Annotated in this window: 25 protein-coding genes; 15 read left to right on the top strand and 10 right to left on the bottom strand. The window is 65.5% G+C overall.

Translation table 11 applies throughout. From position 1 onward, the window contains the following. Nucleotides 1-291: a DUF2845 domain-containing protein gene (locus QYS36_RS04060; RefSeq protein WP_308838277.1), complete on the top strand. Its 291-nt coding sequence runs from the start codon at nucleotides 1-3 to the stop codon at nucleotides 289-291. A 2-nt stretch (nucleotides 292-293) separates the two neighbouring features. Further along, nucleotides 294-596: a DUF2845 domain-containing protein gene (locus QYS36_RS04055; RefSeq protein WP_308838276.1), complete on the top strand. Its 303-nt coding sequence runs from the start codon at nucleotides 294-296 to the stop codon at nucleotides 594-596. A gap of 267 nt (nucleotides 597-863) precedes the next feature. Here QYS36_RS04055 and QYS36_RS04050 read toward each other — a convergent pair whose 3' ends face one another. Beyond that, nucleotides 864-1,151, bottom strand: a complete 288-nt coding sequence (locus QYS36_RS04050) for a PA4642 family protein (RefSeq protein ID WP_308838275.1) — start codon at nucleotides 1,149-1,151, stop codon at nucleotides 864-866. Nucleotides 1,152-1,347: 196 nt separating this feature from the next. On the opposite strand from QYS36_RS04050, the gene dauA reads away from it, so the two are divergent. Continuing rightward, complete coding sequence (dauA, locus tag QYS36_RS04045) at nucleotides 1,348-3,054, top strand: C4-dicarboxylic acid transporter DauA (RefSeq protein WP_308838274.1); 1,707 nt, start codon at nucleotides 1,348-1,350, stop codon at nucleotides 3,052-3,054. A 236-nt stretch (nucleotides 3,055-3,290) separates the two neighbouring features. On the opposite strand, the gene QYS36_RS04040 is transcribed toward dauA, so the two are convergent. Further along, nucleotides 3,291-3,848 (bottom strand): hypoxanthine-guanine phosphoribosyltransferase, encoded by a 558-nt coding sequence (locus tag QYS36_RS04040; protein WP_308838273.1) that lies wholly within the window; start codon nucleotides 3,846-3,848, stop codon nucleotides 3,291-3,293. 251 nt (nucleotides 3,849-4,099) lie between these two features. Between QYS36_RS04040 and upp the strand changes: the two genes are divergently transcribed. Both upp and QYS36_RS04030 read left to right on the top strand, forming a co-directional pair. Beyond that, nucleotides 4,100-4,738, top strand: a complete 639-nt coding sequence (upp, locus tag QYS36_RS04035) for a uracil phosphoribosyltransferase (RefSeq protein ID WP_075931804.1) — start codon at nucleotides 4,100-4,102, stop codon at nucleotides 4,736-4,738. A 3-nt stretch (nucleotides 4,739-4,741) separates the two neighbouring features. Beyond that, nucleotides 4,742-6,019, top strand: coding sequence for a uracil-xanthine permease family protein (locus tag QYS36_RS04030; protein WP_308838272.1), 1,278 nt, complete (start codon nucleotides 4,742-4,744; stop codon nucleotides 6,017-6,019). A 166-nt stretch (nucleotides 6,020-6,185) separates the two neighbouring features. Here QYS36_RS04030 and hemH read toward each other — a convergent pair whose 3' ends face one another. Together hemH and QYS36_RS04020 are read right to left on the bottom strand one after the other, a co-directional pair. Next, nucleotides 6,186-7,208 (bottom strand): ferrochelatase, encoded by a 1,023-nt coding sequence (gene hemH, locus QYS36_RS04025; RefSeq protein WP_308838271.1) that lies wholly within the window; start codon nucleotides 7,206-7,208, stop codon nucleotides 6,186-6,188. Nucleotides 7,209-7,260: 52 nt separating this feature from the next. Next, on the bottom strand, nucleotides 7,261-8,160 hold the full coding sequence (locus QYS36_RS04020; RefSeq protein WP_308838270.1) for a TIGR01777 family oxidoreductase: 900 nt from the start codon (nucleotides 8,158-8,160) through the stop codon (nucleotides 7,261-7,263). A gap of 267 nt (nucleotides 8,161-8,427) precedes the next feature. On the opposite strand from QYS36_RS04020, the gene QYS36_RS04015 reads away from it, so the two are divergent. From QYS36_RS04015 to QYS36_RS03980, 8 genes are all read left to right on the top strand, one after another. Further along, nucleotides 8,428-9,420, top strand: coding sequence for an NAD(P)/FAD-dependent oxidoreductase (locus tag QYS36_RS04015; RefSeq protein ID WP_308838269.1), 993 nt, complete (start codon nucleotides 8,428-8,430; stop codon nucleotides 9,418-9,420). After that, nucleotides 9,417-9,644: a TIGR02450 family Trp-rich protein gene (locus QYS36_RS04010; protein WP_308838268.1), complete on the top strand. Its 228-nt coding sequence runs from the start codon at nucleotides 9,417-9,419 to the stop codon at nucleotides 9,642-9,644. The genes QYS36_RS04015 and QYS36_RS04010 overlap by 4 nt, the downstream gene beginning before the upstream one ends. 131 nt (nucleotides 9,645-9,775) lie before the next feature. Then, the gene (locus tag QYS36_RS04005; RefSeq protein ID WP_308838267.1) at nucleotides 9,776-10,744 is read left to right on the top strand and encodes a DUF523 and DUF1722 domain-containing protein; all 969 of its coding nucleotides are present in this window, start codon (nucleotides 9,776-9,778) and stop codon (nucleotides 10,742-10,744) included. Next, entirely contained in the window at nucleotides 10,741-11,685 is a 945-nt protein-coding gene (locus tag QYS36_RS04000; RefSeq protein ID WP_308838266.1) for a MerR family transcriptional regulator, read from the top strand. Before QYS36_RS04005 ends, QYS36_RS04000 begins: the two co-directional genes overlap by 4 nt. An 11-nt stretch (nucleotides 11,686-11,696) precedes the next feature. Continuing rightward, a complete protein-coding gene (phrB, locus tag QYS36_RS03995; protein ID WP_308838515.1) occupies nucleotides 11,697-13,145 on the top strand; it encodes a deoxyribodipyrimidine photo-lyase in 1,449 nt (482 codons plus the stop codon). Then, complete coding sequence (locus tag QYS36_RS03990; protein WP_308838265.1) at nucleotides 13,142-13,912, top strand: SDR family NAD(P)-dependent oxidoreductase; 771 nt, start codon at nucleotides 13,142-13,144, stop codon at nucleotides 13,910-13,912. The genes phrB and QYS36_RS03990 overlap by 4 nt, the downstream gene beginning before the upstream one ends. A 78-nt stretch (nucleotides 13,913-13,990) precedes the next feature. Continuing rightward, a complete protein-coding gene (locus tag QYS36_RS03985; RefSeq protein ID WP_308838264.1) occupies nucleotides 13,991-14,488 on the top strand; it encodes a DUF2878 domain-containing protein in 498 nt (165 codons plus the stop codon). Between the two features lie 40 nt (nucleotides 14,489-14,528). Continuing rightward, on the top strand, nucleotides 14,529-14,840 hold the full coding sequence (locus QYS36_RS03980) for a YkgJ family cysteine cluster protein (RefSeq protein WP_308838263.1): 312 nt from the start codon (nucleotides 14,529-14,531) through the stop codon (nucleotides 14,838-14,840). 121 nt (nucleotides 14,841-14,961) lie between these two features. Here the strand turns inward: QYS36_RS03980 and QYS36_RS03975 are convergent, their stop codons facing one another. The 6 genes from QYS36_RS03975 to hemA all read right to left on the bottom strand — a co-directional run bounded on the left by QYS36_RS03975 (nucleotide 14,962) and on the right by hemA (nucleotide 20,431). Beyond that, nucleotides 14,962-15,480, bottom strand: coding sequence for an acyloxyacyl hydrolase (locus tag QYS36_RS03975; RefSeq protein WP_308838262.1), 519 nt, complete (start codon nucleotides 15,478-15,480; stop codon nucleotides 14,962-14,964). Between the two features lie 108 nt (nucleotides 15,481-15,588). Continuing rightward, complete coding sequence (murI, locus tag QYS36_RS03970; RefSeq protein ID WP_308838261.1) at nucleotides 15,589-16,395, bottom strand: glutamate racemase; 807 nt, start codon at nucleotides 16,393-16,395, stop codon at nucleotides 15,589-15,591. Then, complete coding sequence (locus tag QYS36_RS03965) at nucleotides 16,388-17,155, bottom strand: molybdopterin-synthase adenylyltransferase MoeB (RefSeq protein ID WP_308838260.1); 768 nt, start codon at nucleotides 17,153-17,155, stop codon at nucleotides 16,388-16,390. The genes murI and QYS36_RS03965 overlap by 8 nt, the downstream gene beginning before the upstream one ends. Next, entirely contained in the window at nucleotides 17,148-17,981 is an 834-nt protein-coding gene (prmC, locus tag QYS36_RS03960; protein WP_308838259.1) for a peptide chain release factor N(5)-glutamine methyltransferase, read from the bottom strand. The genes QYS36_RS03965 and prmC overlap by 8 nt, the downstream gene beginning before the upstream one ends. 76 nt (nucleotides 17,982-18,057) lie before the next feature. Continuing rightward, nucleotides 18,058-19,140: a peptide chain release factor 1 gene (prfA, locus tag QYS36_RS03955; RefSeq protein ID WP_308838258.1), complete on the bottom strand. Its 1,083-nt coding sequence runs from the start codon at nucleotides 19,138-19,140 to the stop codon at nucleotides 18,058-18,060. Between the two features lie 10 nt (nucleotides 19,141-19,150). Next, nucleotides 19,151-20,431 carry a glutamyl-tRNA reductase gene (gene hemA / locus QYS36_RS03950; protein ID WP_308838257.1) on the bottom strand — a complete coding sequence of 427 codons (1,281 nt, stop codon included), beginning with the start codon at nucleotides 20,429-20,431 and terminating at the stop codon, nucleotides 19,151-19,153. 274 nt (nucleotides 20,432-20,705) lie between these two features. On the opposite strand from hemA, the gene QYS36_RS03945 reads away from it, so the two are divergent. After that, nucleotides 20,706-22,436, top strand: a complete 1,731-nt coding sequence (locus tag QYS36_RS03945; RefSeq protein WP_308838256.1) for a tetratricopeptide repeat protein — start codon at nucleotides 20,706-20,708, stop codon at nucleotides 22,434-22,436. After that, the gene (lolB, locus tag QYS36_RS03940; RefSeq protein ID WP_308838255.1) at nucleotides 22,436-23,056 is read left to right on the top strand and encodes a lipoprotein insertase outer membrane protein LolB; all 621 of its coding nucleotides are present in this window, start codon (nucleotides 22,436-22,438) and stop codon (nucleotides 23,054-23,056) included. Before QYS36_RS03945 ends, lolB begins: the two co-directional genes overlap by 1 nt. Nucleotides 23,057-23,085 lie beyond the last annotated feature (29 nt).

Below are 23,085 nucleotides of genomic sequence, written 5' to 3'. Positions count from 1 at the left end.
ATGAAACGACTGAGTCTGCTGCTGATACTGTGCGCCAGCCCGCTGCTGAGCCACGCCGACACCCTGCGCTGCGGCAGCAAGCTGGTGAACCTGGGCGATCGCACCTTCGAGGTGATGCAGAAGTGCGGCGAACCGGCGTTCCGCGACCCGGTCGGCTACACCGTCGGCCCCTACAACCGGCGTGAAACGAACATCGAGGAATGGGCCTACGAGCCCAGCAACGGCATGTTCACCATCCTGACCTTCGAGGGCAATCGGCTGACGCGCATCGAGCGCAAACGCCCGCAATGACCATGATCAAGACACTGATCCCCTGCGCCCTGCTCATGCTGCTCGCCGGCACCGCCAATGCCGCGACCTGGCGTTGCGACCGAGCAATCGCCAGCACCGGCGACACCACCGCCGAGGTCCAGGCCAAGTGCGGCGAGCCGAACAACCGCGCCTTCGTCGGTTACAAGGAGCAGACCGATAGCTACGGCTTCACCCATGAGGTGCAGATCGAGGAATGGAATTACGGCCCGCGCAACGGCATGAACTACTTCCTGCGCTTCGTGGGCAATCGCCTGGAGCGGATCGACAGCAAGCGCGGCGACTAGCTTGCTGTCCTGATCAGATAGGCGACGACAGGATGTCGCCGCCGCATAGCTCCTGGAACCGGCTCAACGTCTTCGAGCCCAGGTTCGTCGATTTTGGCAGCTAAATAGCGCAAGCGGCCTTTCGTAGGGTGGACGGCGCTTCATCCGTCCACCGCTCTGCGAGCGCAATGGTGGACAAAAAGAGCGTTGTCCACCCTACGCTGGGAACGTCCGCCTTTGCCTTGTAGCAGCCTCTTTCGCGTCACCTAAAAGCTCGTGGACAGGCTCTTAACCGCGGGCAGCTTTGACTGCCGCGATGTAGGCCTCGGCATTGCGCTGATCCTCGATCAGGGCGATGAAGTCGTTGCCGTCGGCGTCCTTGGCGTCGAGGTCATAGCCGGCCTCGACGAAGAAGCCCAGGAAACGCTCGAAGTCGTGATCGCGCAGGCCACGGTAAGCCTTGACCAGCTTGTGCAGCGAGGGCGGCGTGGCGTCGGCCGGTTCCACGGCGAGAAACAGCTTGATCTGCTCATCACTGATGTCGTCGCCAATCACCTGCTTCTTGTCTTTACGCATCGCTCACTCCAGCCAACCAGAATACACGGGGCCGGCAGTGTAACGCCGGCGCTGCAGTCGCTCAACGCAAGGCGCGATTAGCGACTGCAGCCGGTCTTTCTAGCACCACCGCGCCCCTGTCACCAGGCGACATAAGTCAACACCCACGCACCCGGCGCCGCTCTATACTGGCGACACTCCTTCAGGAAGCGCCACCATGCCCACCCTGTTCGCCGCGTGCCGCCAGAGCCTGCGTAGTGGCTACTCCTGGGCCAGCCTGCGTGGCGACCTGGCCGCCGGCCTCACGGTGGGCATCATCGCCATTCCCCTGGCCATGGCGTTGGCGATCGCCGTCGGCGTGGCGCCGCAACACGGCCTTTACACGGTGCTGGTCGCCGCCCCGCTGATCGCCCTGTGTGGCGGTTCGCGCTTCAACATCTCCGGCCCCACCGCCGCCTTCGTGGTGATCCTGCTGCCGATCACCCAGCAATTCGGCATCGGCGGCCTGCTGTTGTGTACGGTGATGGCCGGGCTGATCCTGATCGCCCTGGGCCTGCTCAAGGCCGGGCGGCTGATCGAATTCGTGCCCTACCCGGTCACCCTGGGCTTCACCGCTGGCATCGGCATCGTCATCGCCACCCTGCAGCTCAAGGATCTGCTCGGCCTGCAACTGGCCGGGCAGCCAAGCCACTACGTGCAGCAGATCCAGATGCTCTGGCAGGCGTTACCCGGCATCCAGATCGGTGACAGCCTGGTGGCCCTGGTCTGCCTTGGTGTGTTGCTGCTGTGGCCGCGGCTGGTGCCGCGGGTGCCCGGGCACCTGGTGGCGCTGACGGTCGGTGCGTTGCTGGGCCTGGCGCTGGAACGAGGCGGCTTGCCGGTGGCGACCCTCGGAGAGCGTTTCAGTTACAGCGTCGATGGCATCAGCTACCCAGGCATTCCGCCTTTCCTGCCAACCTTCGCCTGGCCCTGGCAACTGCCGGGCGCCGATGGCCAGCCGCTGCTGCTGTCGTTCGAGCTGATCCGCCAGTTGCTGGCTCCCGCCTTTGCCATCGCCATGCTCGGCGCCATCGAGTCACTGCTCTGCGCGGTGGTCGCCGATGGCATGACCGGCAGCAAGCACGACCCCAACGCCGAACTGCTCGGTCAGGGCATCGGCAACCTGGTCGCGCCGCTGTTTGGCGGCATCACCGCGACTGCCGCCATCGCCCGCAGCGCCGCCAACGTCAGAGCCGGTGCGCGCTCGCCGTTGGCGGCGATCATCCATGCCGGCGTGGTATTGGCGGCCATCCTGTTCCTGGCGCCGCTGTTCAGCTACCTGCCGATGGCCGCGCTGGCCGCCCTGTTGCTGATGGTGGCGTGGAACATGAGCGAAGCTCACCATGTGGCCCACACCCTGCGCATCGCGCCGCGCAGCGACGTGCTGGTGCTGCTGACCTGCCTGCTGCTCACGGTGCTGTTCGACATGGTGCTGGCGGTGGGCGTCGGCCTGCTGCTGGCCGCCGGGCTGTTCATCAAGCGCATGAGCGAGCTGACCGATGCCCGCAGCCTGCCGCGGCACAGCCATCAGGCGCTGAGCGATCTGCCGGAACACACCCTGGCCTTGGCCATTCGCGGCCCGCTGTTCTTTGGCGCAGCGGAGCGCACCCTCGGCGCCCTGCGCCGCCTCGATCCACATATTCGGGTGGTGATTCTCGACGTCAGCGCCGTGCCGATGCTCGACATGACGGCGCTCGCGGCGCTGCACAGCATCGTGCTGGAGTACCGCAAGCACGGCATTGCCCTGATCGTCAGCGGCGCCTCGCCGTCATTGCGCCTGAAGCTGCGCCGCGCCGGCCTGCAGAGGACCCACGGGCGCCTGAGCTACGCCCGTGATCTAGCCCAGGCACGGGCGATCTGTGAAGGCTGGCCCAGCGACCCCTGAGCCGCGCGCCGACCAGCCACAGGGCTTGGAAGCCGTTCACGATCTTTCGGCTCGACTTAAGCGCTTTGCCTGCAAAGTGGCGATAGCGGCCTTTCGTAGGGTGGACGACGCTTCATCCGTCCACCGCTCTGCGAGCGCAATGGTGGACAAAAAGAGCGTTGTCCACCCTACGCTGGGAACGTCCGCTTCTGCCTTGTAGCTGCCGCTTCATGCACATAAAGATCGTGAACAGATTCTTAGAGCCCCTTGACCGCGTAGATGCCCGGCGCGTTGCGCCAGTAGCCCTTGTAGTCCATGCCGTAACCGAAGATATAGCGATCGATGCACGGCAGGCCCACGTAGTCGGCTTTCAGATCCGGGCGGGCCTTGCGGTCGTGATCCTTGTCGATCAGCACGGCGGTGTGCACGTTGGCGGCACCGGCGTGGTGACAGAAGTCGATGATCGCGCCCAGGGTGTGCCCCTCGTCGAGAATGTCATCGATGATCAGCACATCGCGGTCGATGAACGACACCTCCGGCTTGGCCTTCCAGAACAGCTCACCGCCGCTGGTCTGGTTGCGGTAGCGGCTGGCGTGCAGGTAGGAGGCTTCCAGCGGGAAGTCGAGCTGGGTCAGCAGCTTGCCGGAGAAGATCAGCCCGCCATTCATCACGCAGAACACCACCGGGTTGCGCTCGGCCAGGTCGGCATTGATGGCCGCGGCGACGCGGCTGATGGCGGCCTCCACGTCGGCTTCGCTGTACAGGCAGTCGGCTTCGGCCATTACCTGGCGGATGTGGGCAAGATCGGCAGACATATCGTGTCCTCGTAGGCGGGCGCAGCTGGCACCGCATGGATGGCCCCGGCGCAGGCGCTGATCACCGGGTCAGAAAAAGGCGGCAAAGTTACGCACCCGGCCTGCGCGGCGCAAGCATCACCCCGGATGTTCGACAAATGGCATGGCCCTTGCGCGCTGATCGTAAAAAGTTCCACCTCCACAGCGCCCGCTCTGCAACGCAATGCTTTAATCTAGCGTGTTTTTTGCCCATTTTTGCCGGAGACCCCGCAATGCCCGTCCTCGAGATCCGCCACCCGCTGATTCGCCACAAGATCGGCCTTATGCGCCGCGCGGATATCAGTACCAAGAACTTCCGCGAGCTGGCCCAGGAAGTGGGCGCCCTGCTCACTTATGAGGCGACCAAGGACCTGCGTCTGGAAAGCTACGAAATCGAAGGTTGGGCCGGCCCCGTGCAGGTCGAGAAGATCTCCGGCAAGAAGATTACCGTGGTGCCGATCCTGCGTGCCGGCATCGGCATGCTCGACGGCGTGCTCAGCCTGATTCCGGGCGCCAAGGTCAGCGCGGTCGGCGTGGCGCGCAACGAAGAAACCCTGCAGGCGCACACCTACCTGGAAAAACTGGTGCCGGAAATCAACGAGCGCCTGGCGATGATCATCGACCCGATGCTTGCCACCGGCAGCTCCATGGTCGCCACCATCGACCTGCTGAAAAAGGCCGGCTGCAAGGAAATCCGCGCCATGGTACTGGTCGCCGCCCCGGAAGGCATCAAGGCCGTGAACGAGGCGCACCCTGACGTGCAGATCTACACCGCGTCCATCGACCAGTGCCTCAACGAACACGGCTACATCATCCCGGGCCTCGGTGATGCCGGTGACAAGATCTTCGGCACCAAGCAGAAGGACGCCTGATTGATGCGCGACGAATTCAACGATCCGTTGTGGCGGCAGGTGCTGTCCGGCGCGCAGATGCTCTTCGTGGCCTTTGGCGCGCTGGTGCTGATGCCGTTGATCACCGGCCTGGACCCCAACGTGGCGCTGTTCACCGCGGGCCTGGGGACCCTCCTGTTCCAGATCGTTACCGGTCGTCAGGTGCCGGTGTTCCTGGCTTCGAGCTTCGCCTTCATCACCCCGATCATCCTTGCCAAGGGCCAGTTCGGCCTGGCCGAAACCATGGGCGGCGTGGTCGCGGCCGGGTTCGTCTACACCTTTCTCGGCCTGGCCGTGAAGATCAAGGGCACCGGCTTCATCGACCGCCTGCTGCCGCCGGTGGTGATCGGCCCGGTGATCATTTCCATCGGCCTGGCCATGGCGCCGATCGCCGCCAACATGGCCATGGGCAAGGCCGGTGACGGCAGCGTGCTGCTGCCTTACAGCACGGCGATGTGGATCTCCATGCCGACCCTGCTGACCACCCTGATCGTCGCCGTGTTCGGGCGTGGCATCTTTCGCCTGGTGCCGATCATCTCCGGCATCCTGGTGGGCTTCGCCCTGTCGATCTACTTCGGCGCCCTCGACCTCAGCCATGTGGCCACCGCCCCTTGGCTGGCCGTGCCGGCCTTCACCGCGCCGGCCTTCAACTGGCAGGCGATCCTGTTCATCGTGCCGGTTGCCCTGGCCCCGGCCATCGAACACATCGGCGGGGTGATCGCCGTGGGCAGCGTGACCGGCAAGAACTACCTGAAGACCCCGGGCCTGCATCGCACCCTGCTCGGCGATGGCGTGGCCACCTCGGCAGCGGGTCTGTTCGGCGGCCCACCCAACACCACCTACGCCGAAGTGACTGGCGCGGTGATGCTGACCAAGGCCTACAACCCGAAGATCATGACCTGGGCGGCGATCTTCGCCATCACCCTGGCCTTCATCGGCAAGTTCGGCGCCATCCTGCAGAGCATTCCAGTGCCGGTGATGGGCGGCATTCTGTGCCTGCTGTTCGGTTCCATTGCCGCGGTGGGCATGAACACCCTGATCCGCCACAGCGTCGACCTCAGCGAAGCGCGCAACCTGGTGATCGTCTCGGTGACCCTGGTGTTCGGTATCGGTGGTGTGCTGATCGGCACCGGCGACGGCCCGGACGATTTCGGCCTCAAGGGCATCGCCCTGTGCGCCATCGTCGCCATTGCCCTGAACCTGATCCTGCCGGGTAATGACGGCTGGAAGAAGAAGCGTGCTGACGAGGCGCCAGACATCTGAGAACCTGTTGATGATCTTTCCGCTCGGCTTCAGCGCTTTGACTGCGAAGTACCGGCAGCGGCCATTGGGGCAGTATCTGTGGGAGCGGGCGGGGACGCCTAAAAAGATCGTGAACCGGTTCTGAGAAGCAAAGAAAAAATGCCCGGCACTAGCCGGGCATCTTTTTTTACACGCTCTGTGGCGCTCGCTCGCACAGCCGCTTGAGCGCTGCCACCCAGCTCGGGTGGTCGTTCAGGCACGGCACCAGCTCCAGGCTTTCACCGCCTGCCGCCTGAAACTGCTCGCGGCCGCGGTCGCCGATTTCCTCCAGCGTTTCGATGCAGTCGGCGACGAAGGCCGGGCACATCACCAGCAGTTTTTTCACACCCTGGGCGGCCAGCTCGTCGAGGCGCGCCTCGGTGTACGGCTCGATCCACTTGTCCTTGCCGAGGCGCGACTGGAACGACACCGACCACTGTTCCGGTCGCAGGCCCATGCGCGTGGCAAAGGCTTCGGCGCTGCGCATGCACTGGGCGCGGTAGCAGGTGGCGAGCACCTGCGGCGACGCCGTGCGGCAGCAATCCGGCCCGCGCAGGCAATGATTGCTCGGGTCGAGCTTGCGCAGGTGGCGCTCCGGCAAGCCGTGGAAGCTCAGCAGCAGGTGATCGAAATCCTTTTCCAGGTACGGCCGCGCGCTGTCGGCCAGGGCCTCTAGGTAATCGGGATCCTGGAAGAACGGCGGCAGAATCGAAAAGCGTATCGGCAGCTTGCGCTCGCGCACCACCCGCTTGGCTTCTTCGATCACCGTGGTGGTGGTGCTGTCGGCGAACTGCGGGTACAGCGGCGCCAGGGTGACCTGGGTGATGCCCTGCCCGGCCAGGCGGGCCAGCACGGTATCCAGGGACGGCTCGCCGTAGCGCATGGCCAGCTCCACCGGCCCTTGCGTCCACTGGCTCTTCATCGCCTCCTGCAGGCGCTTGCTGAGCACCACCAAGGGCGAGCCTTCCGGCCACCAGATCGAGGCATAGGCGTGGGCCGATTGCGCCGGGCGGCGGATCAGGATCAGCGACACCAGCAAGCGGCGCAGTGGCCAGGGCAGGTCGACCACGTAGGGGTCCATGAGAAACTGATTGAGATAACTGCGCACATCGGCGACTTCGGTGGACGCCGGCGAGCCGAGGTTGACCAGCAGTAAGGCGTGATCGGTCATGCAATATCCCTTGAAGGTGTCGCGGTCGGATCCAGCGGACCGCGCACACGTATTAGTGAAGGCTCAACAGGTCGACCAGCGCCACGTCCAGGCGGGTGAAGCGAAACTCGAAGCCCGCCTCCTGTGCCCTGGCCGGTAACGCATGCTGGCCACCCAGCAGCAGTAACGACATCTCACCCAGCCCGGCACGCAAGGCGAAGCCTGGCAATGGCACGATGGCCGGCCGGTGCACGGCATGGCCAAGCTCGCTGGCGAATTCGGCATTGCGCACCGGGTGCGGCGCGCAGGCATTATAAGGACCGCGCGCCTGCTCGTGCCGCAAGAGAAAATCAATCAGGGCGATTTGATCGGCGATATGAATCCACGGCATCCATTGGCGTCCATTGCCGATGCGCCCGCCCAGGCCGAAGCGAAATGGCGTCACCATGCGCTTGAGAAGACCACCCTCCTTGGCCAGCACCAGACCGGTACGCACCAGGACCACGCGAATGCCCATGGCTTCGGCCTGCTGCGCGGTATCTTCCCAGGCCACGCACAGCTGCGCCGCGAAGTCCGCACCGGACGGCGCCTGCTCATCGACGATGTGCTCGCCACTGTCGCCGTACCAGCCCACCGCCGAACCGGACAACAATAGCGCCGGTTTCTGCTCGCGGGCCTGCAGCCACGCGAGCAAGCGTTCGGTCAGGCCGATGCGGCTCTCCCACAACAGCTGCTTGCGTGCCCTGCTCCACGGGCGGTCGGCAATCGGTGCGCCAGCCAGGTTGACCACCGCATCGAGCGGCGCGTCGCCAATCTCCTCGAGGCGCCCGACGCCACGCACGGCGGTGCCGCAGAGCACCGGCACCTGCTCGGGGCGCCGGCTCCAGACGGTCAGTTGATGGCCCTGCTCGAGCCACTGGTGACAGAGCGCGCGGCCAATCAGGCCAGTACCGCCGGTGATCAGGATATGCATGGCAGACTCCTCGTTATTCTGGTCTCAGGGTTCGACACGCCTTGTGCAACCTTGCTCAAGAACAATCCGCGCCCGGGCTGCAACCGACAGAAACAGGGGAAACTATTGCCGGGCGCACCTATTCTGAAGAATAGATGCCCTGGCTGCAGATACTGCCGGCGCCCATGCATGGACTGTACATTGTATGCGCGATGTTCGAGGCGTAGCCTGAGGCCCAGCGAGTCGACGACAGGCAGTCACGGCGACTCGACAGCAGGTGAGGTAACCATGACCGATACAGCCCCCATCGCCATCATCGGCACCGGCATCGCCGGCCTGTCCGCCGCCGAGGCGCTCCACGCCGCCGGCTACCCCGTGCAATTGTTCGACAAGAGTCGCGGCAGCGGCGGCCGCATGGCCAGCAAGCGCAGCGACGCCGGCGCCCTGGATCTTGGCGCCCAGTATTTCACCGCCCGTGATCGCCGCTTCGCCGCCGCCGTGGCCCAGTGGCAGGCACGCGGCTGGGTCGAACCCTGGACGCCCAGCCTCTATCAGTTCGCCAATGGCGTGCTCAGCCCATCCGCCGACGAGCAGGTGCGCTGGGTTGGCACGCCACGCATGAGCGCCATCACCCGGGCCATGCTCGGTGCCCTGCCGGTGAAATTTTCCTGCCGCATCACCGAGGTATTCCGCGGCGAACAGCATTGGCACCTGCTCGACGCCGACGGTGAAAGCCACGGCCCGTTCAGCCAGGTGGTGATTGCCACGCCCGCCCCCCAGGCCAGCGCACTGCTGGCCACTGCGCCGAAACTGGCCGGCACCGTGGCAGGCGTCAGCATGGAGCCAACCTGGGCAGTGGCACTGGCCTTTGCGCAGCCGTTGCAAACACCGGTAGAGGGCTGCTTCGTGCAGGACGAGGTACTCGACTGGACCGCGCGCAACCGCAGCAAGCCCGGCCGTGATGCCGCTCCCGACACCTGGGTGCTGCACGCCAGCAGCAGCTGGAGTCGCCAGCACCTGGATCTGTCCAAGGAGCAGGTGATCGAACGCCTGCATGGCGCCTTCGCCGAGATGATCGGCTGCGCCGTGCCCGCGCCGGTGTTCAGCCTGGCCCATCGCTGGCTGTATGCGCGCCCGTCCGCTGCCCATCAGCTGGGCGCGCTGGCCGACGCCGACCTGGGCCTTTACGTGTGCGGCGACTGGTGCCTGTCCGGGCGCGTGGAAGGTGCCTGGCTGAGCGGCCAGGAGGCCGCCCGCAAACTGATCGCCCATAACCAATGAACGCCGAACGGCATCGCCTGACCCCACGCAAGCTGCTGCTGTCGAAATGGACGGCAGCCCGGCCACAGAACCGCGAGAAGCACTTCCTGGTCACCGAGCTGTTCTGCGACGAGGACGGCAACGTGCTGCAAATCGAGCTGCAGGCAGTGTTCAGCAAACGCGCTTGGCGCCTCGACTGGCGCGAGCTGCAGGATGCCGAGCAGTGGCTGATGGGATGGCGCTGAACCCGGCGGCAGCGATCGGCTCTATGGTAGAGCCCTGTACACGAAATTTGACTTGTACAAGATCAGGCTTAAGATGAAATAACCCTGTACAGAAATAAATCCTTGTACAAGGTCATTTTTGAAGGTGTGCCATGCCCGTCAGCCCGCTCTATCGCAGAAAACCCACGCTTGGCGTCAGCGCCTGCCTGTTGGGGGCCGAAGTTCGCTACAACGGTGGGCACAAGGCATCGAGGCTGTGCCTGGATCAGTTGAGCGAATACTTCGACTTCCTGCCCTACTGCCCCGAGGTGGCCATCGGCCTGGGCACTCCGCGCGAACCCATTCGCCTGGTCGGCGACCCCGTAGCGCCGCGTGCCGTCGGCACCGTGCACCCCGATCAGGATCACACCGACGCCCTGGCGGCCTATGGCGAGCAGGTCGCGGCAGAGCTGCCAGCGATCAGTGGCTACATCGTCATGCAGCAATCGCCGTCCTGCGGCCTGGAGCGGGTCAAGGTCTACCAGGATAACGGCCACCCGAGCGAGCCCAAGGGCCGCGGTATCTTCACCCGCGTGCTCAGCGAGCGTCATCCGAACCTGCCCATCGAGGAAGAAGGCCGGCTCAATGACCCGGTGCTGCGCGAGAACTTCCTGACCCGGGTATTCACCTATTCGCAGTGGCAGACACTGTGCGAATCGGGCCTCACCCGCGGCAAGCTGATCGAATTCCACGCCCGTCACAAGTACCTGCTGATGGCCACCGACCCGCTGCGCTACAAGCGCCTGGGCCGGCTGCTCGGCGACCTGTCCGGGCAGGATCTGGACGAGCTGGCCAGCCACTACATCGCCGAGCTGATGACCGCCCTCAAGCGCTGCGCCACCCGCGGCACCCACAGCAACGTGCTGCAGCACCTGAGCGGCTACCTCAAGGGCGCCCTGAGCGCCGAGGAAAAGCAGGAAATGCAGCAACTGATCAGCCAGTACCGTGAAGGCATCATTCCCCTGGTGGTGCCGCTGACCCTGCTCAAGCATCATTTCCGCCAGCACCCTGATCGCTACATCGCCCAGCAGGTCTACCTGCAGCCGCATCCGGAAAACCTCAGCCTGCGAAACGCGCTATGAGCCGGCCAACCGCCAACGAGCCGGGCGCCAGCACCGCGCAGGAGCTGGTTGCCAACGGCTATCTGCCGATTCGCGACGCCGCCCGCCTCACCGGCGTCAACCCGGTCACCCTGCGTGCCTGGGAACGCCGCTACGGCCTGATCGTGCCGCATCGCACCGCCAAGGGGCACCGCCTGTATTCGCCCGAGCAGGTGCAGACCATCCACACCGTACTCGGCTGGCTGAACCGCGGCGTCTCCGTCGGCCAGGTGAAAAGCCTGCTGCGCGCCGACCAGCCGCTGCCCGCCGAGCAAGCCTCCCAGTGGCAGGAAAAACGCGAGCGCCTGTGTGAGGCCATCCATGCCCTGGACGAGCGGCAACTGGACGAGCGCTTCAACGCCGAACTGGCGCTGTACCCGGTGCAGATCCTCTGCCAGCACCTGCTGCTGCCACTGCTGGTGACCCTCGAAGCGCGCTGGCCACAACGGCCGGGAGCGGCCACCGAACGGCTGTTCCTGCACAGCTGGCTGCGCAGCAAGCTCGGCGCGCGGGTCTATCACGACAACCGCCAGCACCAGGGCCCGCCGCTGATGCTGATCAACCTGTGCCAGTCGCCGATGTCGCCGCAGTTGTGGTTGTGCGCCTGGCTGATCGGCACCGCCGGCTGCCCGGTGGACGCCTTCGACGGGCCGATGCCGATCAGCGAACTGCCCCTGGCCATTAGCCGCCGGCGCCCACGCGCCCTGCTGCTGTTCTGCGAGGCCGACTCCAACACCAGCGCCCAGTCGACGCTGCAGCAGTGGCTGGGCGACCACGGCGTGCCCTGCCTGCTGATCGGTATCGAAGACCTGCAGGAGGCCGAGCAACTGGTCGCCCGCGCCCCCGCCTCGGCGGATATCACCGTCGTTGCCGACCCGCTGGCGGCGTTGCAACACCTCGCAGATCGCCATCTGCTCGAATAGGACGTCCCATGCTGCAACTGATGTGGTTTCGAACCGATCTGCGCGTCACCGACAACAGCGCCCTTGCCGCGGCCATGCAGGCCGGGCCGACGGTCGCGGTGTTCCTGCTCAGCCCCGGCCAGTGGCAGCAGCACGATGATGCACCCTGCAAGGTGGACTTCTGGCTGCGCAACCTCGCCGCGCTGGGCCGCGAGCTGCAACGCCTCAACGTGCCGCTGCTGATCCGCGAAGCGGATGACTGGAGCGCGGCGCCAGACGTACTCGGCAAGCTGGCCCAGGAACTGGGCGCCACAGCCGTGCAGGTGAACGAGGAATACGGGGTCAACGAAAGCCGCCGCGACCAGGCCGTGGGTGCGGCGCTGGACGAGCTGGGGGTGAGTTTTCACCGCCATCTCGACCGCCTGCTGTTCAAGCCAGGCAGCGTGCTGACCCGCACCGGCACCTACTTCAAGGTCTACAGCCAGTTCCGCGGCGTCTGCTATCAGCGCCTGCACACCGCCCTGCCGAAACGGGTGGCGCTGCCCAAGGCGCAAGCCAAGCTGAAGATCGCCAGCGACCCGATTCCCGAGCGGGTGGCCGGTTTCGACACGCCCAGCCAGGCCCTGCGCGACGCCTGGCCCGCCGGCGAAGAGGCGGCCCGCGAACGCCTGCAGCGCTTTGCCGATGAGTGGCTCGAGGATTATCACGACAACCGCGACTTCCCCATCCGCCCGGGCACCAGCCAGCTGTCGGCCTACCTGGCGGCCGGCGTGCTGTCGCCGCGCCAGTGCCTGCATGCGGCGCTGAACGCCAATGCCGGTGAGTTCGAAAGCGGCAGCCAGGGTGCGGTCACCTGGATCAACGAGCTGATCTGGCGCGAGTTCTATAGCCATATTCTGGTCGGCTACCCGCGTGTATCCATGGGCCGTGCCTTCCGCCCGGAAACCGAAGCGCTGCCCTGGCGCAGCGCCGGCAAGGACCTGCAGGCCTGGCAGCAAGGCCGCACCGGCGTGCCGATCATCGACGCGGCCATGCGCCAACTGCTGGAAACCGGCTGGATGCACAACCGCCTGCGCATGGTGGTGGCGATGTACCTGACCAAGAACCTGCTGATCGACTGGCGGGAAGGCGAACGTTTCTTCATGCGCCAGCTGATCGACGGCGACCTGGCCGCCAACAACGGCGGCTGGCAGTGGAGCGCCTCGACCGGCACCGACTCGGTGCCCTACTTTCGCATTTTCAACCCGATCAGCCAGTCCCAGCGCTTCGACCCGGACGGCCGTTTCATTCGCCAATGGCTGCCCGAGCTGGCCGCGCTCAGCGACAAGGCCATCCATGACCCGCACGCCGGCGGCAAGGGCCAGGCCAGCCTGTTCGGCGGCGGCATGGATTACCCCAAACCGATCGTCGACCTGCGGGCCAGCCGCCAGCGCGCGCTGGACGCCTTCAAGAACCTGCCCTCGGCCAGCCCATCGGCATGAGCGCGTTCAGCAGGCGCATCTGGCTGACCGGCGCCAGCAGCGGCATCGGCCATGCCCTGGCCGAGCGTTTGCTGAACGACGGCCATCGCCTGGCGCTTAGCGCCCGCCGCGAGGAACCCCTGCAGGCCCTCGCCGAGCGCTTCCCCGGCCAGGTGCTGGTGCTGCCGGGCGACCTCGGCGAGGCCAGCGAAGTCGACGCCATCGCCGCGCAGCTCGCCCAACAGTGGGGCGCGCTGGACTGCGCAATACTCAACGCCGGAGTGTACGAGCATGTCGACGCCAGCAACTTCGAGGCCGACGCCCTGGCCCGGGTGATGCGCGGCAACCTGTTCTCGGCCAGCCACTGCATCGTCGCGGCCTTGCCGCTGCTACGTCGTGGCCAGTCGCCGCACCTGGTCGGCGTCGCCAGCGCGGTCACCTACCTGCCACTGCCCGGCGCCGGTGCTTTCGGCGCGTCCAAGGCCGCGCTGCGCTACCTGCTGGAATCGCTGCGGGTGGATCTTGCCCAGGAAGGCATCGCCGTCACCGCGGTCACGCCGGGCTTCATCGACACGGCGCAGGTACAGAGCACTGGCTTCTGCCCGCCGACGCGCTGGTCGGCGCACAAGGCCGCCCGGCATATCGCCAAGCGGCTGGAGCAACGCCCGCTGGAGATCTCCTTTCCCGGTTCGTTCATCGCCGTCCTCGGCCTGCTCGGCCGCCTGCCTGCCCGCCTGCGCCTGGCCCTGAGCAGGCGCCTGATCCGCGGCGAACGGGACATCTCCTGACACGCCACGGGCTTGCACCGGCCTTGCCTGCGCAGGCACCATCGGCGCCCCTTACCTTCCGCGACCGGATGCCACCCAGTGCCTAGAAACCTGCTCAATGCCCTGCTGTTCATCTGTGGCTGGCTCACCTGCCTGCTGGGTGGCGGCCAATGGCTGTGGGCGGTCGCCGTGGTGCTGTTGGTGCACCTGGCGTTGATCGGCAGCTGGCAGCGCGAGGGCAAGCTGCTGGCGAGCGCCTTTCTGCTCGGCAGTGCCGTGGACAGCTTTTTGCTGCAGCTGGGGGTTTTCGATTTCGCTGAAGCGCGCCAGCTGATTCCGCTGTGGCAGGCGCTTATCTGGCTCTTGGTGGGCACCACCCTCTACCACTGCCTGGCGTGGACGACCAAACCCTGGTGGCGCGCCAGCCTCGTCGGCGCCTGCTTCGCCCTGCTCTCCTACGGCGCCAGCAGCTGGCTCGGCCTGGTGCGCCTGCCCTATGGCGAGGTCGCCACCCTGGCGTTGCTCGCGCTGGTCTGGGCTGTCGTGCTGCCGCTGCTGCACGGCTTTGCCCGGCTCTACGCCGCCCGCCCGATGTAAGGGTTGCTTGGCGCCGCCTGGCCTGGCGTAGACTAGGCCGATGAGCGATAGCCAACAGATCCCCCATACCCAGATCGACCAACAGGTCACTTGCAGTAACTGCGCAGCCTGCTGCTGCCAGCTGGAAGTGATGCTGATCACCGATACCGGCGTGCCCGAGCGCTTCATCGACAGCGACCAATGGGGCGGTGAAGTGATGCGCCGCCTCGACGACGGCTGGTGCGCGGCACTGGATCGCGACAGCATGCGCTGCACCATCTATGAAGTGCGGCCTTTGATCTGCCGCGAGTTCGAAATGGGCTCACCGGAATGCCTGGAAGAGCGCCGCGGTATCAACACGATCTATCGCTGAAGGCGTTATACATACATAAGAACATGCATAAAAATATGCATGAAAATGTGCACAAAAATATGCATGAAAAGATGCATAAAAAAACCGGACCAAGGTCCGGTTTTTTGTTGCCGCCGCGAACTTAGAAGTTCAGGCGATAGTGCAGCGAATACGCCTCGACGCCATCGTTGGGCTGCTTGATACCGGCGTTGGAATAGTGGATTGCCCGGATCCCTACTTCATGACCACCGGCGAAGCGCAGGCCGGCACCGATGCGGTCTTCGAACTGGAACGAAGAACCCAGGTCATTGGACTCAAGTTTGGTGTTGGAGAATGCCGCTACCCCGATACCCGCTTCCAGGTAGGGTTTGACGGTTTGCCCGGCGAACTCGTAAACGAATACCGGCGCAAAGGAAACACTGTGGTTGGTAGAGGTGTCATCCCCTTGCCAATAGGTGTAACCGGCATCCCAGTAGCCACCGAGGTGACCGACACTGCTTTCGAACCAGCGGCTATTGAAATCGAACTGGGCACCGAGGCGGTAAACCATCGTGGAGTCGCCAGATTGGCCCACGGAAAAGGTCAAACCCGTTGCCTGAGCGGCGGTAACCGATCCAAGAGACAACGCAACTGCAGTGGCCAAGCCAACCAACTTCTTCATTGGAGCATCCTTGTATATAGGGACTTGTTAGTCTTTTAAGTGCGGCAGGTGAAACCTACAGTTACAGACTTTAGCCAAGTTCCGTTGGTTCTAAAAATATTTAATGGCTCATTGCCCAGGGCCACTTGGCGGCAACGCCTGTACTTGTGCCGCCGTGCCCCATAGTTGCGGCAATACCCGCTGCATGGCCATTGGCTCGCCGCTGCACCAGAAGCGATCCACGCCACGTGGCCCGACGGCCAGCAAGTCGCGGCTGGCCAGCAGGCGTTGCAACTGCCGGGCGACTGCCGCGCCGGTGTCGATCAGGCTGATCGACGGCCCCAACCACTGTTCGAGCAGCGGTCTCAGGAAGGGATAGTGGGTGCAGCCGAGAATCAGCGTGTCGCAGCCCTCGGCAAGCAACGGGTCGACATAGCCGCGCAGCAGCGCATGCAGTGCCGGATCGTGCAGGTCACCTGCCTCGATCAACTCGACCAGCCCCGGACACGGCTGCGTGACCACCCGCACGTCACTGGCGAACTGGTCGAGTAACGCCGCGAAGCGCGCGCTCTTCAGCGTACCGGTGGTAGCCAGCACGCCGACCACCCCGGAGCGCGTGGCCGCCGCCGCCGGTTTCACGGCAGGCTCCATGGCCACGATCGGCAGTTGCGGATACAGGCTACGCAGCTCGGCCACCCCGGCCACCGTCGCGGTGTTGCAGGCCAGCACCAACGCCTTGGCGCCACGCGCGAGCAGGAACGCGGCGATGTGCCGACAACGCTCACGAATGTACTCGGGGCTTTTTTCCCCATAGGGCACATGGCCGCTGTCGGCCACGTAGAGCAGCGTCTCAGCGGGCAGCAAGGCGCGGATTTCCCGCAATACCGTGAGGCCGCCGACGCCGGAATCGAACACCCCGATCGGCGCGTCAGCCATGGACGGTGCTTCCGCATACGGCGCAGCCGGGATCGCGCTTGACCCGCAACTCGCGAAAACGCGAGCCAAAGGCATCGATCAGCAGCAGCCGCCCGACCAGCGGCTCGCCAAAGCCGGCCAGCAGCTTCAACGCCTCCAGCGCCTGCAGGCTGCCGACCAGGCCGACCAGCGGCCCAGCCACGCCAGCTTCGCTGCAGGTCAGCTCGGCTTCGCTGCCATGGCCATACAGGCAGTGGTAGCAGGGGCTGTCGTCACGGCGCGGATCGAACACCGACAGCTGGCCTTCCAGGCGGATCGCCGCACCGCTGACCAGCGGCCGACGCGCCGCCACGCAGGCGGCGTTGACGGCTTCGCGGGTGGTGAAGTTGTCGGAGCAGTCGAGCACCAGATCGACCGCCGCCACCGCAGCGGCCAGGGAGTCGGCATCCAGGGCCTGGCGATGGGCCCGCAGGGTAATGTCGGGGTTGAGCGCCGCCAGCCGTGCCAACGCCGAGTCGACCTTGCTCTGGCCGATACTCGCGGTGTCATGGGCTATCTGCCGCTGCAGGTTGCTCAGGTCGACGCTATCGAAGTCCGCCAGGTGCAGCTCACCGACGCCGGCCGCCGCCAGGTACAGGGCCACCGGCGAGCCGAGGCCGCCGAGGCCGACGATCAGCACGCGGCTGCCTTTAAGGCGCAACTGGCCCGTTACATCGATCTGCGAGAGCAGGATCTGCCGGCTGTAGCGCAGCAGTTCCTCATCGCTCAGGTGTTCATTCATGTGGCCACCGCCCCAGGCTGATGCGCTCATGATCGGCGAGATCACGGCGGCTGTGAACCTCGACGAAGCCGCGCTGGCTCAACAGCTCGCGCACCGCTTCGGCCTGATCGAAGCCATGTTCGAGCAGCAGCCAGCCGGGTGCCGCCAGGTAGGCCGGCGCCTGGTCGATGATCAGGCGGATATCGTCCAGCCCATCGACGCCCGAGACCAGCGCACTGCTCGGCTCGAAACGCACATCGCCCTCGCCCAGGTGATGGTCGTCACTGGCGATATAGGGCGGGTTGCTGACGATCAACCCGTAGCGCTCGCCGCCCAGCGCCGCGAACCAGTGGCTCGGGCGGAACGCGGCATTGGCCAGGCCCAGCCGCGCACGGTTGCCTTCGGCCAGCGCCACCGCCTCGGCGACCCGGTCGACGCCGGTGACCTGCCAGGCCGGCCGCTCGCTGGCCAGCGCCAGGGCGATGGCGCCGCTGCCGGTGCCCAGGTCGAGCACCCGGGCCGGGCCGCCGGGCAGCAGCGCCAGCGAGGTTTCCACCAGCAGCTCGGTATCCGGGCGCGGAATCAGGGTGTGGGGCGCAACCTCCAGGTCCAGGCTCCAGAAGCCCTGACGACCGAGAATGTAGGCAACGGGCTCGCCATTACGCCGACGCGCCAGGCTGGCGGCGAACAGAGCGGCCGCATCGGCCTCCACGTCACGGTCGGCCCAGGTACGCAGATAGCTGCGCGGCTTGCCCAGGGCATGGGCCAGCAGCAGCTCGGCGTCCAGGCGCGGGCTGGGCGAGTCAGGCAGTGCAGCGGTGCTGAGCAGGGATTCGATAGTAGCCATATATCGCTTCTTGGGCGGATCGGGGCGCAGGTGGATGAAAAAGCGCCTACGCGCACCGATCCAACCTACAGGCTGTTCAGTCGCTCAACGCCGCCAGCTGATCGGCCTGGTACTCGGCAAGCAGCGGCTCGATCACCGCATCGACGCTACCGGCGATCACTTCGTTGAGCGAATACAGGGTCAGGTTGATGCGGTGATCGGTCACCCGGCCCTGGGGGAAGTTATAGGTGCGGATGCGTTCCGAGCGGTCACCGGAGCCGACCAGCAGCTTGCGGGTGTCGGAAATTTCCTTGTGGGCGGCAGCGTCCTGCTGGTCCTTGAGCTTGGCCGCCAGCCAGGCCATGGCCTTGGCGCGGTTCTTGTGCTGGGAGCGCTCTTCCTGGCATTCCACCACCGTGCCGGTGGGGATATGGGTGATGCGGATCGCCGAGTCGGTGGTGTTGACGTGCTGACCGCCGGCCCCGGAGCTGCGGTAGGTATCGACACGCAGATCCGCCGGGTTGATCTCGATGGCCATCTGCTCGTCCGGCTCGGGCAATACCGCCACGGTGCAGGCCGAGGTATGGATGCGCCCCTGGGACTCGGTTTCCGGCACGCGCTGCACGCGGTGCGCGCCGGACTCGAACTTGAGCTTGCCGAACACGTTGTCGCCTTCGACCCGGGCGATCACTTCCTTGAAGCCGCCATGTTCGCCCTCGTTGGCCGACAGCACCTCGACGCGCCAGCCCTGCTTCTCGGCATAGCGCGAATACATGCGGAACAGGTCGCCGGCGAAGATCGCCGCCTCGTCGCCGCCGGTGCCGGCACGCACTTCGAGAAACACGTTGCGGCCGTCGTTGGGGTCCTTGGGCAGCAGCATGCGCTGCAGGCTGTCTTCCAGTTCGAGAAGACGGGCCTTGGCGGTGTCGACTTCTTCCTCGGCCATCTCGCGCATGTCCGGGTCGCTGTCCTTGAGCAGCGCCAGGGCGCCGTCGAGGTCGGCCTGCACCTTGCGGAACTCGCGAAACGCCATGATCACCGGTTCGATCTCGGCATATTCCTTGGAATAAGCGCGGAACTGGGCCTGATTGGTGATCACCTCGGCGTCGCCGAGCAGCGCCGTGACCTCTTCGAAACGGTCGTGCAGCAGGTCGAGTTTATTGATCAGCGAAGCTTTCATTGCAGGCCTTCTATTTATTGACCACGCCGGAGGTCGCGCCTTCGTCGAGGGCGAACAGCTCCTGAGCCACACCCAACGCATCGACGCGCCCGGTGGCGGAGAATTTCTTCAGCTGCACGCTGGGCGCGTGCAGCAACTTGTTGGTCAGGCCACGGGCCAGCTGGGCCAGCACGTCTTCGGCGGCGGCGCCATTGGCGAGCATGCGCTGGGCGCGGGCCAGCTCGTCGTCACGCAGGCGTTCGGCCTGCTGACGGTAAGCCCGGAGCACATCCACCGCCGCCAGTTCACGCAGGCGCGCCATGAACTCGTCGGTGCCGGCGGCCACCAGTTCCTCGGCGGCCTGGGCCGCGCCCTGGCGGCTCTTGAGGTTCTCGGCGATGACTTCGTGCAGGTCGTCGACGGTATACAGGTAGACGTCGTCCAGCTCGCCGACCTGGGGCTCGATATCGCGCGGCACGGCGATATCGACCATGAAGATCGGCTTGTGCTTGCGCTGCTTGAGGGCGCTTTCCACCGCGCCCTTGCCGAGGATCGGCAGCTGGCTGGCGGTGGAACTGATGACGATATCGCTGTGCACCAGCTCCTGGGGAATGTCGGAAAGCAGCACGGCGTGGGCACCGAACTGCTCGGCCAGGCTGCTGGCGCGTTCCAGGGTGCGGTTGGCGACCACGATGCGCTTGATGCCTTGGTCGTGCAGGTGGCGAGCCACCAGGCTGATGGTTTCGCCAGCACCGATCAGCAGCGCCTGGCTGCGATGCAGGTCAGCGAAGATCTGCTTGGCCAGGCTCACCGCGGCAAAGGCCACCGACACCGGGTTCTCGCCAATCGCGGTATCGGTGCGCACGGTCTTGGCGGTGCTGAAGGTGGCCTGGAACAAACGACCCAGCAGCGGGCCGAGGGTGCCGGCCTCGCGGGCCACGGCAAAGGCGGACTTCATCTGGCCGAGAATCTGCGGCTCGCCGAGCACCATGGAATCGAGGCCGGAGGCCACGCGCATCATGTGACGAACGGCCGCATCATCTTCATGGATATAAGCGCAGGCACGCAGCTCATCGACGCTCAAATGATGGTAATCGGCCAACCAGCCGAGCACCGCCTCGACGCCAGGGCCGTCCTGTTCGAGGTATAGCTCGCTGCGGTTGCAGGTCGACAGGATCGCCGCCTCGCGGCTCGGCGTATCGCGGCACAGCAGCTGCAACGCCTCTACGAGCTGCTCTGGAGTAAAAGCCACGCGCTCGCGAACATCCACCGAAGCGGTCTTGTGGTTGATACCGAGGGCGATAAAGGCCATGCACGTCGCTGACAGGGGATGGAAGCAGGCAATTGTCCTACTTCGGCCGATGCAGAACAACCATTGCACCCTGTATGGCGACGATAGCGAGGGCCGATCATCGGCAACCCGCAGGACTTTTCCAGCACCACGAGCGCGCCCCTGGATTGAATGCAACCCGTCCAGGCTTCGGCAGTCCAACCTCACATCGCCAGGACACACGGGCTGCCCCATGGGCTTGCCCAACGGCTTGTGTCATGATGGCCAAAACCGCAGGTTAGTCGCATTTCCTCTTATGAATAGACCCATTGCGTTGTTCACCGCCCTGGCCTTGCTGGGCGGTTGTCAGACTTTTGCGCCGTCCGCACCGGATGGCAACGTTCCCGTTGAGGAACCGGGCACCGAGGCGACCGCCAAGGCACCGGAAAGCTACGGCTCGTTCAGCCAGGAAACCCTGCTGGCGCTGCTGACCGCCGAACTGGCCGGCCAGCGCAACCGTTTCGATATTGCCCTGAGCAACTATGTACAGCAGGCCAATGCCACCCAGGATGCCGGGGTCGCCGAGCGCGGCTTCCGTATTGCCGAGTACCTGGGCGCCGAGCAGGAAGCCCTGGACACTGCGCTGATCTGGGCCAAGAACGCCCCCGCGAACGTCGATGCCCAACGCGCCGCCGCCGTGCAGCTGGCCCGCGCCGGCCGTTACGACGAAGCCATGAGTTATATGGAGCGGGTGCGCCAGCGCCAGGGCAACACCCACTTCGATTTTCTCGCGCTGTCCGCCGCGGAAACCGACCCGGATACCCGCGCCGGCCTGCTGCAAAGCTTCGATCGCCTGCTTGGCAAGTACCCGAACGACGGCCAGCTGCTGTTCGGCAAGGCGCTGCTGCTGCAACAGGATGGCCGCGCCGAGGAAGCCCTCAAGCTACTCGAAACCAGCGAGGCCAAGCAGGATCAATCCGCTCCGCTGCTGTTGCGTGCCCGCCTGCTGCAAAGCCTGGGGCGTGGCGAGGAAGCGCTGCCGCTGCTCAAGGCCGGCATGGAGCGCAACCCCAGCGACAAACGCCTGCGCCTGACCTACGCCCGCCAACTGGTCGAGCTGGGTCGCATGGATGAAGCCCGTGGCGAATTCTCCTCGCTGCTGCAGCAATTCCCCGAAGACGACGACCTGCGCTTTTCCCTGGCCCTGGTATGCCTGGAAGCCGAAGCCTGGCGCGAAGCCATCGTCTACCTGGAAGAACTGATCCAGCGCGACGCCCACGTCGACCCGGCGCAGTACAACCTCGGCCGCGCCCACGAAGCCCTGGGTGAAGTGGACGACGCCCTGCTCGCCTACTCGATGGTTGGCGGCGGTACCGACTACCTGCCTGCCCAGGCGCGCATGACCGACCTGCTGGTCGCCAACGGCCGTGGCGCCGAGGCCTCCCGGCACCTGGCCGAAGCTCGCGACAGCGAACCGGAATACGCCCTGCAGCTGTACCTGATCGAAGCCGAGTCACTGTCCAAGCAGAACAAGGCCGACCAGGCCTGGGACCTGATCCAGCAGGCGCTCAAGCAATACCCGGGTGATATCAACCTGCTCTATACCCGCGCCATGCTCGCCGAGCCACGTGGTGACCTGAAGCAGCTGGAGCGCGACCTGCGCCTGATCCTCGAGCGTGAGCCGGACAACGCCATGGCCCTCAACGCCCTGGGCTACACCCTGGTCGACCGTACCGATCGCCACCAGGAAGGCCTGGAGCTGATCCAGAAGGCCCACGACCTCAACCCGGAAGACCCGGCCATTCTCGACAGCCTCGGCTGGGCCAACTACCGCCTCGGCAACCTCGCCGCCGCCGAGAAGTGGCTGCGCCAGGCATTCGAGCGCTTCCCGGATCACGAAGTTGCCGCCCACCTGGGTGAAACGCTGTGGGCCCAGGGCAAGCAGCGCGAAGCCCGGAAGATCTGGCGTGACGCCCTGAAGGAACAGCCCGAGAGTGAAATTCTGCGCAGCACGGTGCTGCGCCTGACCGGATCGGAGAAACCCTGATGTCGCTTCGCCCCCTTCTCGTACTCGCCCTGGTCACCCTGCTGGCCGGCTGTTCCGGCCTGTCCACCCGTGAAGCGGTGGAACAGGGCCTGGGCGACCCCGCTCGCTGGCAGGCACACAAGCAGCAGATCAGCACCCTCGACGGCTGGCAGATCAACGGCAAGGTCGGTATCCGCGCCCCGCGCGATTCGGGCAGCGGCACGCTGTTCTGGCTGCAACGCCAGGATTACGCCGATATCCGCCTGTCAGGCCCCCTCGGCCGCGGCGCTGCGCGGCTGACCGGCCGCCCTGGCAAGGTCGAGCTGGAAGTCGCCAACCAGGGCCGCTATCAGGCCGAGTCCCCGGAAGAACTGCTGCAGCAGCAACTGGGCCTCAACCTGCCGGTCTCGCACCTGCTGTGGTGGATCCGCGGCCTGCCCGCGCCGGACAGCAAGAGCCGCATCACCCTGGACGCCGACAGCCGCCTGGCACAGCTGCGTCAGGATGGCTGGGACGTCAGCTACACCCGCTACGCCGAGCAGGATGGCTACTGGCTGCCCGAGCGCCTGCGCCTCGAAGGCCACGATATCCAGGTGACTCTGGTGATCAAGGACTGGCAGCCGCGCCACCTCGGCCAGTAAGCCGGCTCCAGCCCGCCAGGCGCGATGTC

Origin of the sequence: Pseudomonas sp. G34 (assembly GCF_031119625.1) — a bacterium.
Taxonomy (GTDB): Bacteria; Pseudomonadota; Gammaproteobacteria; order Pseudomonadales; family Pseudomonadaceae; genus Aquipseudomonas.
The sequence above is the reverse complement of the archived record's forward strand: the minus strand, read 5'-3'. Positions and strand labels throughout refer to the sequence as shown.